The 15,101-nt window shown below is 70.5% G+C and carries 21 protein-coding genes and 1 tRNA gene; 14 read left to right on the plus strand and 8 right to left on the minus strand.

Annotated features, from left to right (window positions below):
- The first annotated feature begins 130 nt into the window (after positions 1 to 130).
- Positions 131 to 304, plus strand: coding sequence for a CsbD family protein (locus LLS1_RS15575; RefSeq protein WP_043709241.1), 174 nt, complete (start codon positions 131 to 133; stop codon positions 302 to 304).
- 125 nt (positions 305 to 429) lie between these two features.
- Positions 430 to 696, plus strand: a complete 267-nt coding sequence (locus LLS1_RS15580) for a hypothetical protein (protein WP_226656961.1) — start codon at positions 430 to 432, stop codon at positions 694 to 696.
- A gap of 15 nt (positions 697 to 711) precedes the next feature.
- Here the strand turns inward: LLS1_RS15580 and LLS1_RS15585 are convergent, their stop codons facing one another.
- The 4 genes from LLS1_RS15585 to LLS1_RS15600 all read right to left on the minus strand — a co-directional run bounded on the left by LLS1_RS15585 (position 712) and on the right by LLS1_RS15600 (position 3,426).
- Positions 712 to 1,563: a 3-hydroxyacyl-CoA dehydrogenase gene (locus tag LLS1_RS15585; protein WP_223359167.1), complete on the minus strand. Its 852-nt coding sequence runs from the start codon at positions 1,561 to 1,563 to the stop codon at positions 712 to 714.
- On the minus strand, positions 1,560 to 2,231 hold the full coding sequence (locus tag LLS1_RS15590) for a TetR/AcrR family transcriptional regulator (protein ID WP_226656963.1): 672 nt from the start codon (positions 2,229 to 2,231) through the stop codon (positions 1,560 to 1,562). The genes LLS1_RS15585 and LLS1_RS15590 overlap by 4 nt, the downstream gene beginning before the upstream one ends.
- A gap of 506 nt (positions 2,232 to 2,737) precedes the next feature.
- Positions 2,738 to 3,034, minus strand: coding sequence for a hypothetical protein (locus LLS1_RS15595; protein ID WP_226656965.1), 297 nt, complete (start codon positions 3,032 to 3,034; stop codon positions 2,738 to 2,740).
- Between the two features lie 107 nt (positions 3,035 to 3,141).
- Positions 3,142 to 3,426 (minus strand): helix-turn-helix transcriptional regulator, encoded by a 285-nt coding sequence (locus tag LLS1_RS15600; RefSeq protein ID WP_226656966.1) that lies wholly within the window; start codon positions 3,424 to 3,426, stop codon positions 3,142 to 3,144.
- Between the two features lie 171 nt (positions 3,427 to 3,597).
- Between LLS1_RS15600 and LLS1_RS15605 the strand changes: the two genes are divergently transcribed.
- The 5 genes from LLS1_RS15605 to LLS1_RS15625 are packed head-to-tail and all read left to right on the plus strand — an operon-like array spanning position 3,598 to position 7,776.
- A complete protein-coding gene (locus LLS1_RS15605; protein ID WP_226657207.1) occupies positions 3,598 to 4,650 on the plus strand; it encodes an iron ABC transporter permease in 1,053 nt (350 codons plus the stop codon).
- The gene (locus LLS1_RS15610; protein ID WP_226656968.1) at positions 4,647 to 5,429 is read left to right on the plus strand and encodes an ABC transporter ATP-binding protein; all 783 of its coding nucleotides are present in this window, start codon (positions 4,647 to 4,649) and stop codon (positions 5,427 to 5,429) included. The genes LLS1_RS15605 and LLS1_RS15610 overlap by 4 nt, the downstream gene beginning before the upstream one ends.
- The gene (locus tag LLS1_RS15615) at positions 5,426 to 6,418 is read left to right on the plus strand and encodes an ABC transporter substrate-binding protein (RefSeq protein ID WP_226656970.1); all 993 of its coding nucleotides are present in this window, start codon (positions 5,426 to 5,428) and stop codon (positions 6,416 to 6,418) included. The genes LLS1_RS15610 and LLS1_RS15615 overlap by 4 nt, the downstream gene beginning before the upstream one ends.
- A gap of 3 nt (positions 6,419 to 6,421) precedes the next feature.
- Complete coding sequence (locus LLS1_RS15620; protein ID WP_226656972.1) at positions 6,422 to 7,132, plus strand: bifunctional 2-polyprenyl-6-hydroxyphenol methylase/3-demethylubiquinol 3-O-methyltransferase UbiG; 711 nt, start codon at positions 6,422 to 6,424, stop codon at positions 7,130 to 7,132.
- A gap of 35 nt (positions 7,133 to 7,167) precedes the next feature.
- Positions 7,168 to 7,776: a helix-turn-helix domain-containing protein gene (locus LLS1_RS15625; RefSeq protein WP_226656974.1), complete on the plus strand. Its 609-nt coding sequence runs from the start codon at positions 7,168 to 7,170 to the stop codon at positions 7,774 to 7,776.
- 170 nt (positions 7,777 to 7,946) lie between these two features.
- On the opposite strand, the gene LLS1_RS15630 is transcribed toward LLS1_RS15625, so the two are convergent.
- A complete protein-coding gene (locus tag LLS1_RS15630) occupies positions 7,947 to 8,921 on the minus strand; it encodes a helix-turn-helix domain-containing protein (protein ID WP_226656976.1) in 975 nt (324 codons plus the stop codon).
- A gap of 85 nt (positions 8,922 to 9,006) precedes the next feature.
- On the opposite strand from LLS1_RS15630, the gene LLS1_RS15635 reads away from it, so the two are divergent.
- From LLS1_RS15635 to LLS1_RS15645, 3 genes are all read left to right on the plus strand, one after another.
- Entirely contained in the window at positions 9,007 to 9,219 is a 213-nt protein-coding gene (locus LLS1_RS15635) for a hypothetical protein (RefSeq protein ID WP_226656978.1), read from the plus strand.
- Positions 9,220 to 9,240: 21 nt separating this feature from the next.
- Positions 9,241 to 9,897 (plus strand): HAD-IA family hydrolase, encoded by a 657-nt coding sequence (locus LLS1_RS15640; RefSeq protein ID WP_308443821.1) that lies wholly within the window; start codon positions 9,241 to 9,243, stop codon positions 9,895 to 9,897.
- 143 nt (positions 9,898 to 10,040) lie between these two features.
- Positions 10,041 to 11,042: an aldo/keto reductase gene (locus LLS1_RS15645; RefSeq protein WP_226656981.1), complete on the plus strand. Its 1,002-nt coding sequence runs from the start codon at positions 10,041 to 10,043 to the stop codon at positions 11,040 to 11,042.
- Positions 11,043 to 11,148: 106 nt separating this feature from the next.
- Here the strand turns inward: LLS1_RS15645 and LLS1_RS15650 are convergent, their stop codons facing one another.
- The 3 genes from LLS1_RS15650 to LLS1_RS15660 form a co-directional block, all read right to left on the minus strand.
- Complete coding sequence (locus tag LLS1_RS15650) at positions 11,149 to 11,514, minus strand: hypothetical protein (protein ID WP_226656983.1); 366 nt, start codon at positions 11,512 to 11,514, stop codon at positions 11,149 to 11,151.
- A 204-nt stretch (positions 11,515 to 11,718) separates the two neighbouring features.
- A complete protein-coding gene (locus LLS1_RS15655; protein WP_226656985.1) occupies positions 11,719 to 12,720 on the minus strand; it encodes a zinc-binding dehydrogenase in 1,002 nt (333 codons plus the stop codon).
- 5 nt (positions 12,721 to 12,725) lie between these two features.
- Positions 12,726 to 13,022: a GNAT family N-acetyltransferase gene (locus LLS1_RS15660; RefSeq protein WP_223359176.1), complete on the minus strand. Its 297-nt coding sequence runs from the start codon at positions 13,020 to 13,022 to the stop codon at positions 12,726 to 12,728.
- 186 nt (positions 13,023 to 13,208) lie between these two features.
- Between LLS1_RS15660 and LLS1_RS15665 the strand changes: the two genes are divergently transcribed.
- From LLS1_RS15665 to LLS1_RS15680, 4 genes are all read left to right on the plus strand, one after another.
- Positions 13,209 to 14,000: a dienelactone hydrolase family protein gene (locus tag LLS1_RS15665; protein WP_226656986.1), complete on the plus strand. Its 792-nt coding sequence runs from the start codon at positions 13,209 to 13,211 to the stop codon at positions 13,998 to 14,000.
- Positions 14,000 to 14,398 (plus strand): MmcQ/YjbR family DNA-binding protein, encoded by a 399-nt coding sequence (locus LLS1_RS15670; RefSeq protein ID WP_226656988.1) that lies wholly within the window; start codon positions 14,000 to 14,002, stop codon positions 14,396 to 14,398. Before LLS1_RS15665 ends, LLS1_RS15670 begins: the two co-directional genes overlap by 1 nt.
- A 36-nt stretch (positions 14,399 to 14,434) precedes the next feature.
- Positions 14,435 to 14,507, plus strand: a tRNA-Arg gene (locus tag LLS1_RS15675).
- 118 nt (positions 14,508 to 14,625) lie between these two features.
- Entirely contained in the window at positions 14,626 to 15,093 is a 468-nt protein-coding gene (locus LLS1_RS15680) for a nucleoside deaminase (protein WP_226656990.1), read from the plus strand.
- The last annotated feature ends 8 nt before the right edge of the window (positions 15,094 to 15,101 follow it).

A 15,101-nucleotide genomic window follows, 5' to 3' on the forward strand; every position in this document is an offset into this window, starting at 1 on the left:
CGGGACAGGTGAAGAGGCGCGCGCCGAGCCCGGAGGGGGTTGATTTCCCAGGAGAGCCGTGCGGCTGGACGTGGCGGCGACCCGGTGGCAGAGTCCGTGCTGACCCGAACACCGACGAAAGGGGACGGCAATGGGACTCGACGACAAGATCGAGAACGCAGGGGAGAAGCTGGGCGGTCAGGCCAAGGAGGCCACCGGCAAGGCGACCGGCGACGAGCGCCTCGAAGCCGAAGGCAAGGGCGACCAGATCAAGGCCGACATCAAGCAGGCCGCCGAGAAGGTCAAGGACGCGTTCAAGCACTGACCCTCGCCCACGACGACGCCCCCGGGACCGCGCCAGCGACCGGGGGCGTTCTGCGCGCGGGGGCACCGCGGGTTCACTGCGCGTTCATCTGGTCTTCACCGGGTGCGAGGGGTAGCTTTCGGCGCATGGGAGACCGTGCGGAGCGCGCCAGGGCGTGGCGCAGGGTGAGCGTCGGAGCCGCGCTCGCCCTCGTGACGCTCGTCGCCACGGCGGCGCTCGCCGTGGCGATCCCGACGCAGGGAGAGAACCCGCGCGCCTGGGGCGTCATCGTGTGCGGAGTCGTGACCGCGGGGGTGTGCGCGTCGATCGCCCGGCGCAACTGGCTGCTGCTGCGGCACTTCCGCGGCGACGACCTGCCGAGGGCCGCCGCCGCGCGGGTGCGGCACCGCTGAGGGCCTGCGGCCGGATCAGTACCGGTAGAAGCCCTCGCCGGTCGCGATGCCCAGCTTGCCCTTGTCGATGTAGTTCTCCTTGAGGTACGCGGCGAACTCGCGCTGCTTCGGACCGGCGACGGACGAGATGTTGTACGCGGTCGTCAGCCCGACGATGTCGAAGATCTCGAACGGGCCCTTGGGTGCCCCGGTGCCGATGCGCCACGTCTTGTCGATCGTCTCGGGGTCGGCGATCCCGTCGACCAGCAGCTCGGCCGCCGCATCGAGCAGCGGCACGAGCAGGGAGTTGAGCACGTAGCCGGCCTTCTCCTTCTTCAGCTCGATCGGCACCATCCCGATCGCCGACGCGAAGTCGACGACCTGCTGGTACACCTCGGGATCGGTCTGCTTCGTGCCCATGACCTCGGCGGTGTTGTTGACCCACACGTGGTTCGCGAAGTGGAGGGCGAGGAAGCGCTTCGGGCGCCCGGTGTAGCCGACGAGGTCGCTCGGGAGCAGGGTGGAGGAGTTGGTGGCGAAAATCGTCTCCGCCGGCGCCAGTTCGCCCAGCTTGGTGTAGATGTCGCGCTTGAGTTCGAGGTTCTCGGGAACCGCCTCGATCACGAGGTCGGCCTCCTTGACGGCCTGCGCGAGGTCGTCGGCGTAGCGGATGCCCGCGAGAGCCTTCTGCGCTGCGCCGTCACCGGCTCCCGCGACCTCCTTCTCGTAGAGCGCGGCGAGGCCCTCGAAGCGCTTCTTCGCCGCGTCGAGTGCGTCGGTGCTGATGTCGTACGCGGTGACGGCGAAGCCGTGGAACGCCGTCTGGAACGCGATCTGCGATCCGAGTACGCCGGTTCCGAGAACCGTGACATTGGTGATGCCGGTCATTTCTCTCCCTGTTCTGTGTGGCCTGAATCTTCTGAGGTGGTCGGGTGGGTCTCGTAACCGCGGACGATCACCTCGAAGTCCGCGGCGAGGTCGGTGAGCAGCTCGGCGGTCGGGCGGCCGTGCGCTGCGGCGTCAGCGATGGTGAAGTGCAGCGCGGCCGAGAGGGCGCGGGAGGCTGCGGCCGGGTCGGACGCGGCAGCTTCGGGTGCGGCCGCGACGGCCCGGCGCTCCCAGGTGTCGACGAGCACGGCACCCATCCGTTCCCGCAGCTCGCCGAACAGCGCGAGTCCCTCCTCGCGGTAGCGCTCGCCCGCATCGCCGAAGAGGAGCTCGCGCTGATAGGCCAGCGTGTTCTCGTCGTTGTCGCGACCGGCGAGCACGAGCGGAGTGACCAGGGCGAGCAGCCGGGACGCCGCGGGCGACTCCGGGTCGTCCGCCGCGGCGCCGGCCCGGATGCGGTCTCGGCTGCGCTCATTGCTCACCATCAGCAGCAGCTCGGCCTTCGTGGCGGCGTAGCGGAACACGGTGCCGGCCGCGACGTCCGCCTCGTCGGCGATGCGCTGGGTCGTGACGCCCGCGAAGCCCAGTTCGTCGAAGAGGCGCTCGGCGGCATCGAAGATGCGCGCCTGCTTCTCCTCCTTGTTGCGCTCCCGCCGTCCTGTCGGCATCCTCATCGCCTCCTCGTGTGCGCGGGTCTCTTAGTGAGTTCGCTCATTTATGAGTGTACTCACTGTTTGATTCCAGCGCTAGGAGTGAACGACATCGGAGTGGCCAACCCGATGCGGTTGCGCACAGGTGTCCGACGGCCAATGCCCCCGTTCCGACAGCGTGGCGAGGAGCCTTCGGCCGTTCCACCCGTCGCCATTGTTGTGCTCGGCCGCGGGCGCCCTCCTCGACAAGGGAGGTGAACGTGGCGTGGAGAGGTATTCCTCGGTGAGGCTGATGGACGCGCCCTCGAGAAGGGGGCTGCCGATCTCGAGGGGTTCAGATGATCAGGTCGAAGCCGCGCTGAACGCGCTCGCGATCACCGTCGTCGGACGGTTCGAGGCGATCGTCCACACAGGAGAACCGCCGGACCCCGCACGCTATCCGCCGGGCAGACCTGGCCGGCCCCCGGTGGTCGGATCATCGACGTGCGTGGTCCGCGCGTCCTCCGGTCCCGTGTTGGTAGGAGTCAGTGCTCGTCGTAGTGGTCGTCGTGAGCTGCGTGCTTGTGGCCGTCATGTACGTAGTCCACGTGGTCGTCGTGCTCGATTGCCTGGTGTCCGCAGTCGGCGCCGTGCTCATGCACCTCGGGCGTGTGTTCGGCGACGCTCTCATGCTCGTCGTAGTGTCCTTCGTGCAGGGCATGGTGGTGGGTTCCGTGCACGTAGTCAGTGTGGCCGTCGTGCTGGATTGCCTGGTGTCCGCAGTCGGCGCCGTGCTCGTGCTCGGCCACGGAGTGCTCGGCGTGGGTCTCGGTGCTGCTCATGATGATGTGTCGTCCTTCGTGGTCTGGGCTGTTGGGTTGCTTAGGCGTGCTAAGACCATCACATTCATAAGCGTATTGCAATACGTGCAGCTAGTTGGAAACGCTTCTCAGTGGGGCTCGAGCGCGTGCTTGATGGCGTCGTCGACGATATGTGTCACGTGCGGGTCGGCTACGCCGTAGTGCGCCTCTCGTCCCGCGCGGGAGACTGTGACGAGGCCTGCTGAGCGCAGAGTGCGCAGATGCTGCGATACGAGAGGCTGAGACAGTCCGGTCCGCCGAGCGAGCTCATTCACGGTGGAAGTCGCCGCTCCCAGGGCGCGGAGCAAGCTCAGTCGCGAACTCGAGGACAGTGCCTTGAATAGCTCGGCTGCGGCTTCGAGATCTTCATCCATCTAGACATATAAGCACGTGCGAATGCTTTGGGTCAGGCCGACCGGATCGGTGGATTCCAAATTCGGCTTGCCGTTCCGGCATGAAGATTTTCGCTGCGAGCCCTGTGCGCGTAGGGTCTCTTCCCTATTGAGAATCGTTTTCACATTGGAGGAGTGCACCCGTTGATTACCGTGCCAGCCCGGTCCACGCTCGGCTCGCCACGTGATCCTGGGCGTCGACCCTGGTTGTGGGGCTGCGCGGCGCTCGCTCTCGTCGTCGTCGCCCTGGTCGGTGTGCTCGTGGGCCCGGTGTTCATCGCCCCTGGTGCCGTCGGTCGGATCGTCGCCTCGCACCTGTTCGGTGTCCCCGCAGCGGCGACCGGAGTTCCGGAGCGGATCGTGTGGGATGTGCGCGTTCCGCGGGTACTGGCAGGGATCGTCGTCGGCTCGGCGCTCGCGGTCACGGGCGTCGTGATCCAGGCGGTGGTGCGCAACGCGCTCGGCGATCCTTACGTGATCGGCGTGACGCCGGGCGCGAGCCTAGGCGCGGTCATGGCGATCGTGCTGGGCACCGGGATCGGCTCCCTCGGCATCGCCGCCGCCGCGTTCGCCGGCGCGCTGCTCGCCTTCGCGGGGATCGTCGCGCTCGCCCGCCGGGGCCGCGGGTGGGCACCGGGCCGGGTGATCCTCTCCGGCGTCGCGATCGGCTACCTGCTGTCGGCGGCGACGTACTTCTTCCAGATCGTGGCGACCCCCGCTCAACTGCAGCGTGCGCTGTTCTGGACTCTCGGGTCGATCGCCGGGGTGGGCTGGACGGCGCTGCCGATGCTCACGATCGTCGTGACACTCGGCTGCGGGTGGCTGCTGCTGCGCGCCCGGTGGCTCGACGCTCTCGCCGCCGGTCCCGAGCTCGCCCGTTCCCAGGGCGTCCCGGTAGGTCGGTTCCAGGCCGAGCTCATGGTGATCGCCGCGCTCGTCACGGCGTGCGTGGTCGCGGTCGTGGGCGGGATCGGGTTCGTGGGGCTGGTCATCCCGCACGTCGCCCGCATCCTTGTCGGTGCGGCGCACCGCCGCGTGCTGCTGGCGAGTCTGTTGCTCGGGGCGACGTTCCTGCCCGCCGCCGACATCCTCGCCCGTACGGTCCTGGCCCCGGCGGAGCTGCCGATCGGGATCATCACAGCCGCTGTCGGTGCGCCGTTGTTCATCGCCCAGCTCGCCCGCACCGACCGGAGGGCGCCGGCATGAGCCTCGAGGTGAACCGCCTCACGGTGCGCCTGGGCGGGCAGGCCGTCCTCGACGAGGTCGTGCTGACAGTCCGGGACGGGGCGATGGTGGGGCTGCTCGGCCCGAACGGGTCCGGCAAGTCGACGCTGCTGCGTGCCCTCTGGCGCGCCCTGGTCCCTGAGTGCGGTGCGGTGCTGGTCGACGGCGCCGACGTCGCCGGCCTGCCGACGCGGGAGGTCGCGCGGCGGATCGGTGTGCTGATGCAGGACGACGGCACCGACCCCCGGTACACGGTCCGGGAGGTCGTGGAGACCGGCCGGCTCCCGCACCGGCGAATGCTGGGCGCCGACGACACCCCCGGCGACCCGATCGGCGACGCGCTGCACAAGGCCGGGGTGGAGGAATTCGCGGATCGGCGCATCGACACGCTCTCGGGTGGGCAGCGGCAGCGCGTCCTGGCCGCCCGCACGCTGGCCCAAGCGACGCCGGTCGTGCTGCTGGACGAGCCGACCAACCACCTCGACCTCGCCGCGCAGCATGAGCTGCTGGCTCTGTTCCGCCGCCTCGGCGTCACCGTCGTGACGGCGCTGCACGATTTGAACCTCGCCGCGGCGTACTGCGACGAGCTGCACCTGCTGGATGCAGGCCGGCTCGTCGCGTCCGGGACGCCCGACGAGGTGCTGACGCCCGAGCGGATCGGCGCCGTGTTCGGCGTGGCCGCCGCGATTACCACCAACCCCCTCACCGGAACCCGTGCGGTCCACCTCGGGCCGCGCCCTGTCACAGAAAGCACACCATGACCGCACTCCGAAACCGCCTCGCAGCCTCCGCCGCGCTCGTGGCCGCCGGCCTCGCGCTGGCCGGCTGCTCCACGACCGCCCCCGCCGAGAGCTCTTCGACCTCCGGGGAGGCCGCGACCGCTGGCTACCCGGTGACCGTCGCTTCCTGCGGGCGCGACTTCACGTACGAGAACGAGCCCTCACGGGTCGTGCTCGGCAACTACCGCACCCTGGAGACCCTTGACGCGCTCGGCGTGGGTAAAACGGTCACTGGGGTCGTCCTCGGCCCCGACGACAAGGGCCGGACGCCGGCCGATCTTCCGGCCGGCGTCGACGTCGTCTCCCCGGACACCATCCCCGCCCGTGAGCCGGTGATCGCAGCCACGCCTGACCTGTTCCTCTCTTTCAACGAGGCGCAGCTGGTCGGGCAAGGCACGCTCTCCTACGACGACCTCGCGGGGATCGGCGCCAACGCCTACGTCATGGGCGGCTACTGCGCCCAGCCTTCCGGCAATCAGGGCATCGAGACCGTCTACACCGATGTCACCAACCTCGGCGCGATCTTCGACGTGCCCGAGAAGGCCGCACGGCTGAACGACAAGCTGCGGGGCCGCGTCGCTGCCGCCAAGGATTCGCTGAATGGCAGCACCGCGACTGTCGCGTTCCTGAAGGTCGTCGGCGGGAAGGTCTACGCGATCGGCGGCTACCCCGCTTCCGCGTTCATCGAGGCCCTCGGGCTCACCAACGAGTTCGCCGACCTGCCCACCCCGTTCGCCGAGCTCAACACCGAGCAGGCGCTCGCGATGTCGCCGGACGTCGTGTTCGTGAACTACGTCGGCGACGAGCAGGCAGCCATCGGCGACCTCGCCGCCGCACTACCCGACCTGACCGCCGTCAAGGAGGACCGCGTCTACGGCGCGAACGAGGATCTCGCCCAGGGCGGCGGTGTCGGCATCATCGACGCCCTCGAGCAGATCTCCGCGTCCGTGAAGACCGCGACCGGGAACTGAACCATGAACGACGAGGCGACCGAGGAGAACAGCGGCAGACAGTCCGTGCAGGGCTTTTGGGACGAAGTGCGAGCGAACCCGAACCGGACCGCGCAGCAGTTCTGGGACGACTTCTACGTCGAACACACCCGAGGCGAGCACGGACCCGTGAGCCGCTGGCTCAGCGCCGAGACCGAGGACCTGGAACCCGGTACGGCCCTCGACCTCGGCTGCGGCGAAGGCGCGGACGCCCTCTGGCTCGCCGGCCGTGGATGGGCGGTGCTGGGCGTGGACGTGTCGGCCACGGCCCTGGAGCGGGCGCGCGAGCACGCCCTCCGCCTCGCGCTCGCCGACCGCGCCCGCTTCGAGCAGTACGACCTCGCGAGCAGCTTCCCCGAGGGTACCTTCGACCTGGTGTCGGCGCAGTTCCTGCACTCCCCTGTCGCGGCCGCCGGAGAGCGTGAGCGTGTCCTGACCCGCGCGGCGCAGGCCGTTGCTCCCGGCGGACGTGTGCTCGTCGTCTCGCATCAGGGGATGCCGTCGTGGATGGGTGAGCAGCCGGCCGAGCTCACCCTGCCGACCCCGGACGACACCCTCGCCGCGCTGCAGCTGGCTCCAGGGGAGTGGGCGACGGTGAGATCGGAGACCATGCTGACGGATGTCCCTGGACCTGCCGGGCAGCCCGGCACCCGCGCGGATCACGTCCTGCACCTGCGCCGAATCCCCGCCGCATGACCGGCGCCGACGACGCGAGGTGGTAGCAAAGCAAGATGCCGGATCAGCAACAAGCCCCGCCCGATCTCACGCGGGCCGTCCTGCGTGAGATCGGGCCGCGCCTGCGCGCGGCACGGCTCAAGCGGAGCCTGACGCTTGAGGCACTGGCGGAGATCACAGGGATCTCGGCCTCCACGCTCTCCCGGATGGAAGCAGGAAGGCGGGCGCCGAACCTCGAACTGCTCATCCCCGTCACGAGAGGGTTGCGGATCAGCCTGGACGATCTGCTCCTGTGGAAAGCGCCCGACCCACGCGTGCAAGCACCAACCCGCCGATTCGCGAACCTCACGGTCGACTACCTCTCGCCCGAGACCGCACCGGTGCAGACCTTCAAGATGACGTTCACTCCATCGCCCGGTCCGATCCAAACCCGCAGCCACGACGGTTACGAATGGATCTACGTTCTGCGCGGCAGAGCGCGCGTCATCCTCGGCGACCGCGACCTCGTCGTCGAGATCGGGGAGGCGGCGGAGTTCGACACCCGCATCCCGCACGGCGTCGCCGCACTCGGCAACGAGCCGCTGGAAGTCCTGTCGATCTTCAACCGCAGCGGCGAACGCATCCACCTGCCAGGCATCAGCGACCGATACGAGCTGCCCGACTAGGTCCGGTCATGCCTCACGCGCGCTGGTGGCGGGCCGGGGTGACGATGCCGAGCGCCGTCAGGCCGGCGAGGCGGACTCGCACGGGCTTTCCCGCACCAGGATGCAGCCGCGGGCGCCGCTCCCGCATTCCCGTGTGACGGCTGGAGGCGACGCGGGATCGTCGTCGCGAGTCAGCCCGCCGCGACCGGCTGGGCCTCCCGCTGCGCGAATGCCGCCCGGTAGCGGGTCGGCGGCACTCCGACCTCCTGGTCGAAGTGGTGCCGCAGGAGCGTCGCGCTGCCGAAGCCGCACTGTCGGGCGACCTCGTCGATCGGGAGCGCGGTGGTCTCGAGCAGGAGGCGCGCGTGCAGGACGCGCTGGGTCGTGAGCCACTGCATCGGCGAGACCCCCGTCTCGGCGACGAACTTGCGCGAGAAGCTGCGGGTGGACATGTGGGTGCGGGCGGCGAGGGCGCCGACCGTGTGGTTCTCGTCGAGGCGGTCCGTGAGGTAGTCGATCAGCTCGCTGAAGGTGTCGTCCGCGCAGTCGGAGACCGGCTTGTCGATGTACTGGCGCTGTCCGCCGTCGCGCTGCGGCGGGACGACCATGTTGCGCGCGATCGTGTTGGCGGTGGCGCTGCCGAGCTCGCGGCGCACGAGGTGCAGGCAGGCATCGATGCCGGCGGAGGTGCCGGCGCTCGTGATCACGTCGCCGTCGTCGATGAAGAGCACGTCCGGGTCGACCTCGGCGAGCGGGAAGCGGCTCTGCAGCGCGTCGGCGTAGCGCCAGTGGGTCGTGCACTCGCGCCCGTCGAGCAGGCCGGCCTCGCCGAGCACGAACGCGCCGGAGCAGACGCTGAGCAGTGTGGCGCCGCGCGCGGAAGCGCGACGCAGCGCCTCCAGGAGCTCCTCCGGGTAGCTGTCGCGGATGGTGGCGGCGGGCACGGCGATGAGGTCCGCGTCCTCCATCGCGCTCAGGTCGTACGGGGCGAGCAGGCGGACCCCGGTCGGGCCGTCGAGGGGATTCTGCGGCTCGATGGCGCAGACGCGGAAGTCGAACGGCTCCAGCCCGGCGTAACTGCGGTCGAGGCCGAAAACCTCGCACACGACCCCGAACTCGAACATCGCGAAGTCGTCGAGCAGCGGAACCGCGACGGATCTCAACATTCCCCCATGATACTGGCCGAATCTTTGCGAAGATAGACCCGAGGCCATCTCGTGGCCGATTCTTTACGCTCGTAACGTCTGTGACATGGCAAACACGACATGGACCCAGGGAATGGAACACGGCTGGATCGCGCATCCGACCCGCACCGTGGATGGAGGACAGCCTCCGCGCCGCCGCCGCTTCGTGCTGAGCGACTGGCTCCCCTCCGCCATCGCCGCCCGCGGCGGCACCCCGTCCCGCGAGACCGACAGGGCGCTCTCGGACCTCCGCGCCGCCCAGGACGCGCAGCGGCGGTGAACGTCGCCCTAGGGTGAGGGGGTGGATGTGACGGCGCGCGGATTCCTGTTCGACATGGATGGCACCCTCGTGGACTCGACCCCGGTGGTCGAGCACGTGTGGGGCGAGCTCAGCGCCCGCCACGGGCTGGACCCGGCGGAGGTGCTGGAGTTCGCGCACGGGCGCCCCGCTCCGGACACGGTGGGCCACTTCCTCCCCGGCCTGACGGACGCGGAACGCCAGAGCATCCTGGAGCACCTCGTGCGCGAGGAGGTCACGCGGACTGACGGCATCGTCGAGATCCCGGGAGCCCTCGCGCTGGTCGAGGGCCTGGTCGGTGCTGGCGCACGGGTCGCGCTGGTGACGAGCGCGCCGCGCGAGCTCGCGGAGGCGCGCATGGCGGCGGCGGGCATCCCCCTGCCCGACGTCGTGGTGACCCCCGCCGACGTCGACAACGGCAAGCCCGCCCCCGACCCGTACCTGCTGGGTGCCCGACTGCTGGGCGTGCCCATCGCGGACTGCGTCGTTTTCGAGGACGTCGAGGCGGGCCTGCGCGCCGGCATTGCCGCGGGCGCGGAGACGATCGTGGTCGGGCCCTACGCGTCGGCGACGACGGAGGGGCTGACCCGGGTGCCCGACCATCGCGACGTGAGCATCACCGCCGTCGGCGATGGCGCCTTCCGCCTCCGCAGCGCGTAACCCCCGCCTCCACCCCCACCCCTCCTGCCTCGCGATTTGGACCGAATGTCGCGTTTCGCCGCCGCATTCCCGCGATTTGGTCCAAATGTCGCGGGCACGGGGACGCGGTGGGGCCGGTCCCGTGGCGTTGGTAGGTTGAGGGCGTGACTCATCTCGCCGACCCGAACCGCTACGACCGCATCCCGTACCGCCGAGCCGGCCGCAGCGGCCTCGTGCTGCCCGAGCTCTCCCTCGGCCTCTGGCAGAACTTCGGCCACGCCCGCGCCTACGAGGTGCAGCGCGCCATCGTGCTGCGCGCCTTCGACCTCGGCATCACGCACTTCGATCTCGCCAACAATTACGGACCGCCGCCCGGAGCGGCGGAGGAGGTCTTCGGCCGCATCCTCGCCACCGACCTCAAGGCCTACCGGGACGAGATCGTCGTCTCCACCAAAGCCGGTTACGAGATGTGGCCCGGGCCGTACGGCGACGGAGGCTCGCGCAAGTACCTCCTGTCGTCGCTCGACCAGTCGCTGAAGCGTCTCGGCCTCGACTACGTCGACGTCTTCTACCACCACCGCCCCGACCAGGAGACGCCGCTCGAGGAGAGCATGGGCGCCCTCGTCACGGCGGTCACGTCAGGCAAGGCGCTGTACCCCGCGATCTCGAACTACGACGCCGTGCGCACGGAGGAGGCGGCGACGCTCCTCGCCGCCGCCGGAGCCCCACTGCTGCTGCACCAGCCGCGCTACTCCCTGTTCGACCGCACCGTCGAGGGCGGTATCCTCGACGCCGTCGACCGGGTCGGCGCGGCAGCGATCGTCTTCTCACCGCTCGCCCAGGGGATGCTGACCGACCGCTACCTGAACGGCGTGCCCGAAGGCTCCCGCGCCGTGACCAGCGTCTTCCTCCACGCATCCGACATCACGGACACGTATCTCGAGCGCGCCCGCGCGCTCAACGAGATCGCCGCCGGCCGCGGGCAGAGCCTCGCGCAGCTCGCGCTGCAGTGGGTGCTCCGCCGCCGCACGGTCGCCTCGGCGATCATCGGCGCGAGCAGCGTCGCTCAACTGGAGCAGAACATCGGCGCCCTCGCCGGTGCCCCGCTCACCGACGCCGAGCTCGCCGCGATCGACGAGTACGCCGTGCACGGCACACTCGGATAGCCCGCCCGCACTGCACCGAGACGGCGAAAAATCGCACGAATCGCGCCGAGGCGGCCGATAATCCGCCGCCTCGGCGCGCTCGTTGTGCTCGGCCTGCTCGGGATGGTCAGAAGGCGAAGAGCTGCCCCAGCACCACGAGCAGGATCAGCAGGATCACCACCACCGCGCCGATCACGGTGATCGTGCGGGCCGAGAGCTTCGCGATCCCGTACCCGACGATGAACGGCAGGGCGAGGCAGGCGAGGGCCATCACCCACCAGAACGCCTGGAAGCCGAATTGCGACGCCGACTCCAGCCGCCCGCCGAACAGGCGCTGCGTCGCGGGATGCGTCGCGAAGGCGATGCTCGCCGACAGCGGGTAGGCGATCAGCACCCCCGTGATCAGCCCGGCCAGCGCTCCCCACAGTCGGCGGTGGTCGCGGACGTCGAGCGTGGTCTCCGGATGCGGCCCCTGGCGGCTCTTGGTGCTCATGCGGCACAGCATATCCAGGAGGGCCGCGCGGACGGGAGGGGGACATCCGGAGTTGACTGCACCGTCTACTCCACCGTTACGCTGGAGGGGTCAGCCGTTCCGTGCAGTGCGCGCTAGGGGGCGTCTCGAACGGACCGGTGGCTTACCCGAATGCCCGTATGGGAGTGGAGTCCCGCTCCCATACGGTCGAGGGTGGCCCAGCGCTCAGATCGCGAGCACGACCTTCCGCCCCGGCGCCACGTGCTCGGCCGCGCGGTTCGCCTCCCACACGTCGTCGAAGGCGTGCACCTCGGGCGTCGGCGGCTGCAGCCGCCCGGAGTCGACTGCGGAGAGAAGGCCGCGCAGCAGTGCGCGATAGTGCGGGCGGCGGGTGAGCACGAAGTACGGGATGCTGCAGACGCGTTCGCGCGGGTGGCCGTGGCGCCGCAGGGTAGCCTCCGCAGCGCCCTGCAGGGAGTCCGAGCGTTCGTGGCCCTCCCGGCCGGCGAAGGCGGTGCGGACGAGGGTCCCTCCCGGCGCGAGCGCGTCGCGCACCCGCGGGCCGCCGGTGTGGTCGATGGCGCCGTCGAAGGGGCCGCCGGCCGCGCGGCGGGCGGCGCCTGTCCAGTCGGCGGTGTGGTAGTCCACGACGGGGATGCCGAGAGACTCCGCGAAGGCGCGCGTGCGGGCGGAGGCGGTGCCCACGACGGTACGGCCCTCGTGGGTTGCGAGCTGCACGGCGAACGCGCCGACCGCTCCGGAGGCGCCCTGGACCAGGAGCCGGCGGTCCGGGCCGGTGCCGGGCCCGGTCAGACGCAGGGCGACGGCGGCGGTCACCGCGTCCAGGGGGAGCGTCGCCGCGACAGCGGAGTCGAGCGCGTCGGGGACCGCGACCAGGAACGTCGGCGACAGGGTCACCCGGGTGGCGTGCGCGCCCATCCGGGGCAGCACGCCCGCGACGCGCGCGCCGGTGCGCAGGCCGAGCGCCACGGAGACCGCCGACTCGGTCTCCAGCACGCCCACGAAATCGTAGCCGGGCGTGAAACCGGGGAGCGGCTGGAACACGTAGCCGCCGCGCCGCGCCAGCAGGTCGGTCGCTCCGACCGACGCGTGGGTGACCCGCACGACGACATCGTTGCCGAGCGGGCGGCGCAGCGCTTCGTCCGCGATCCCGAGCGCCGACGCGTCGCCGAACCGCGAGACGCGTACCGCCCGTCTGTCCGCCATCGCGCTCAGCCCGCGTCGCGCTGCTGCAGCAGACCGGCGCGCTCGGGGTGGGCGTCGAACCATTCGGCGACATACCAGCACATCGGGACGATCCGCAGGTCGCCTGCGCGCTCGATCTCGTCGACGGCGTACTCCACCAACTGGGCCGCGTAGCCCTTGCCGCGCTGCGCCGGCACCGTGAACGCCCGGGTGAGGGAGATCGAGCTGCCCAGGATGCGGTAGTCGAGCACGCCGACCAGCTCCCCGTCCCGGTGCATCGCGTACCGGCTCGCGTCCGTCTCGTTGCTGAACTCGGTGGCCATGCGCCCATGGTACGACCGTCCGCCGCGCGCAGGAGGGGCGTCGCGTCGCCGAGGCCGGCGAGGTAGGGTGTCGCTGTGGGACCCGACCCGCACCGGGGTCCTCGCGCAATCCGCGACCAGTCACAGCAGGCCAGGCCGCCGGCGACGTCCGTCGCCCGCGACGATGCGACCTCAGGAGAACACCCCGTGACGCTCGCCCGCCCGTCGACCGCCCATCCCACCCTGCTCTCGCCCGCGCACGAGGCGCTGTTGGCGCACGTGCCGGTCGGCGAGCACTCCGTCATCGAGACGGAGACGGTGGCGTACGACCACGAGGGTCTGCCGCTGGAGGGGTACCTCGCCTGGGATGCGCAGGCCGACGAGCGCAGGCCCGCCGTGCTGGTCCTGCACGACTGGCACGGCGTCGGCGACACGGTCCGGATGCGCGCCCAGATGCTCGCCCGTCGCGGCTACGTCGCATTCGCGGCCGACCTCTACGGCGCGGATGTGCGGCCGGAGGGCGACGAGGCGCAGAAGGTCGCCGGAGCCTTCTACCGCGACCTCGGCCTGATGCGCGCCCGCGTCGCCGCCGGGTTCAGCTGGCTGCGGCAGCATCCCGCGGTCGATCCCGCCCGGCTCGCCGTCATCGGCTACTGCTTCGGCGGGACCGCGGCGCTCGAGTTCGCCCGCACCGGCGCGCCCGCCCGCGGGGTCGTCTCGTTCCACGGCGGGCTCATCGCGCACGACCCGCCGGACGCCGCCGCGATCGCCGCCTCCCTCCTCGTGCTCACGGGCGGGGACGACCCGGTCGTGCCCGACTCCGCCATCGCCGCCTTCCAGGACGAGCTGCGCGGCGCTCCGCACGTCGACTGGCAGGTGACCACCTACTCCGGCGCACCGCACGCCTTCACCATCCCCGGCCGCGACAGCTACCGGCCGGTCGCCGACGCCCGTAGCTGGCGCGCACTGGTCTGCTTCCTCGACGAGATCTTCGCCTGATGGAGCACCCCCGCCTGTTCGACGCCGACGACGAGCTCGTCGCCCGCGTGCGCGCCCGCAGCCTGCGCCTCCCGGAGGCCGTGGAGATCCTGACCCATGGCCGCCCGGCGTTCAAGACCGGCGAGAAGGGCAAGATCTTCGCCCTCGTCGGCGCCATGATGGACCGCACCGACTCCGTCGTCTTCAAACCCGACCCCGCAGAGGACCCGGCCCTCCGGCAGGACCCGCGCATCTTCGTCCCGAAGTACTGGGGTGCGAGCGGCTGGCTCGGCATCGACGTCGACCGCGCCTGGCCGGACGACGCGGACGCCTGGACGGAGATCGGCGAACTCATCGAGACGTCTTACCGCCAGGTCGCCCTCCGCCGCCAATTGGCGGTCTTGGATGCGGTCATGTAAGCTCTAATCCGGCCCGCGCGAGAGCGGATGGGTCATGCGCCACTAGCTCAACGGATAGAGCATCTGACTACGGATCAGAAGGTTGGGGGTTCGAATCCCTCGTGGCGCACGGTGTTTGCACGAAGGTGCTCGCACAACGAACTGGTTGAGACAGTAGACGAAGGCCCCGGAGCGATCCGGGGCCTTCGTCGTCTCCGGGGCCGTGTCCCCTCGCTAGGCTCGTCCCCATGAGCGATCTCGACCATCTCCGCCGCGCCATCGCCCTCGCCGATGCGGCGCGTGCCCACGGCAATCACCCGTTCGGTGCGGTGCTCGTCGGGCCGGAGGGGTCCATCGTGCTGGAGGCCGAGAACACGGTGAACACGGAGCGGGACATCACCGGCCACGCGGAGACGAACCTCGTGCGTCTTGCCGGCCGCGATCTCCCCACCGGGGAGCTGCCCGCGTACACGCTGTACACCTCGTGCGAGCCGTGCGCGATGTGCTCGGGCGCGATCTACTGGGCCGGGATCGGGCGTGTCGTCTACGCGCTGCCCGAGGACGCGCTGTACGCGATGACCGGCGACCACGCGGACAACCCGACGCTGGCGCTGCCCGCACGCACGGTGCTCGCCGCGGGCAGCCGCTCGATCGAGGTCTCGGGACCGCACCTGGAGGAGGAGGCCGCGGCCTCCCACCTCGGCTTCTGGGCCTGACCGCCCGG

This window comes from Leifsonia sp. LS1, from assembly GCF_020521355.1.
GTDB lineage: Bacteria > Actinomycetota > Actinomycetes > Actinomycetales > Microbacteriaceae > Leifsonia.

Bases quoted from the DNA above. Each gene is read 5' to 3' on its own strand.
- LLS1_RS15610 (WP_226656968.1), top strand. From the start codon at position 4,647: ATGAGCCTCGAGGTGAACCGCCTCACGGTGCGCCTGGGCGGGCAGGCC.
- LLS1_RS15660 (WP_223359176.1), bottom strand. From the start codon at position 13,022: ATGGCCACCGAGTTCAGCAACGAGACGGACGCGAGCCGGTACGCGATG.
- LLS1_RS15630 (WP_226656976.1), bottom strand. From the start codon at position 8,921: ATGTTGAGATCCGTCGCGGTTCCGCTGCTCGACGACTTCGCGATGTTC.
- LLS1_RS15655 (WP_226656985.1), bottom strand. From the start codon at position 12,720: ATGGCGGACAGACGGGCGGTACGCGTCTCGCGGTTCGGCGACGCGTCG.
- LLS1_RS15670 (WP_226656988.1), top strand. From the start codon at position 14,000: ATGGAGCACCCCCGCCTGTTCGACGCCGACGACGAGCTCGTCGCCCGC.
- LLS1_RS15585 (WP_223359167.1), bottom strand. From the start codon at position 1,563: ATGACCGGCATCACCAATGTCACGGTTCTCGGAACCGGCGTACTCGGA.
- LLS1_RS15625 (WP_226656974.1), top strand. From the start codon at position 7,168: ATGCCGGATCAGCAACAAGCCCCGCCCGATCTCACGCGGGCCGTCCTG.
- LLS1_RS15575 (WP_043709241.1), top strand. From the start codon at position 131: ATGGGACTCGACGACAAGATCGAGAACGCAGGGGAGAAGCTGGGCGGT.
- LLS1_RS15595 (WP_226656965.1), bottom strand. From the start codon at position 3,034: ATGAGCAGCACCGAGACCCACGCCGAGCACTCCGTGGCCGAGCACGAG.
- LLS1_RS15680 (WP_226656990.1), top strand. From the start codon at position 14,626: ATGAGCGATCTCGACCATCTCCGCCGCGCCATCGCCCTCGCCGATGCG.
- LLS1_RS15620 (WP_226656972.1), top strand. From the start codon at position 6,422: ATGAACGACGAGGCGACCGAGGAGAACAGCGGCAGACAGTCCGTGCAG.
- LLS1_RS15580 (WP_226656961.1), top strand. From the start codon at position 430: ATGGGAGACCGTGCGGAGCGCGCCAGGGCGTGGCGCAGGGTGAGCGTC.
- LLS1_RS15650 (WP_226656983.1), bottom strand. From the start codon at position 11,514: ATGAGCACCAAGAGCCGCCAGGGGCCGCATCCGGAGACCACGCTCGAC.
- LLS1_RS15615 (WP_226656970.1), top strand. From the start codon at position 5,426: ATGACCGCACTCCGAAACCGCCTCGCAGCCTCCGCCGCGCTCGTGGCC.
- LLS1_RS15635 (WP_226656978.1), top strand. From the start codon at position 9,007: ATGGCAAACACGACATGGACCCAGGGAATGGAACACGGCTGGATCGCG.
- LLS1_RS15590 (WP_226656963.1), bottom strand. From the start codon at position 2,231: ATGCCGACAGGACGGCGGGAGCGCAACAAGGAGGAGAAGCAGGCGCGC.
- LLS1_RS15600 (WP_226656966.1), bottom strand. From the start codon at position 3,426: ATGGATGAAGATCTCGAAGCCGCAGCCGAGCTATTCAAGGCACTGTCC.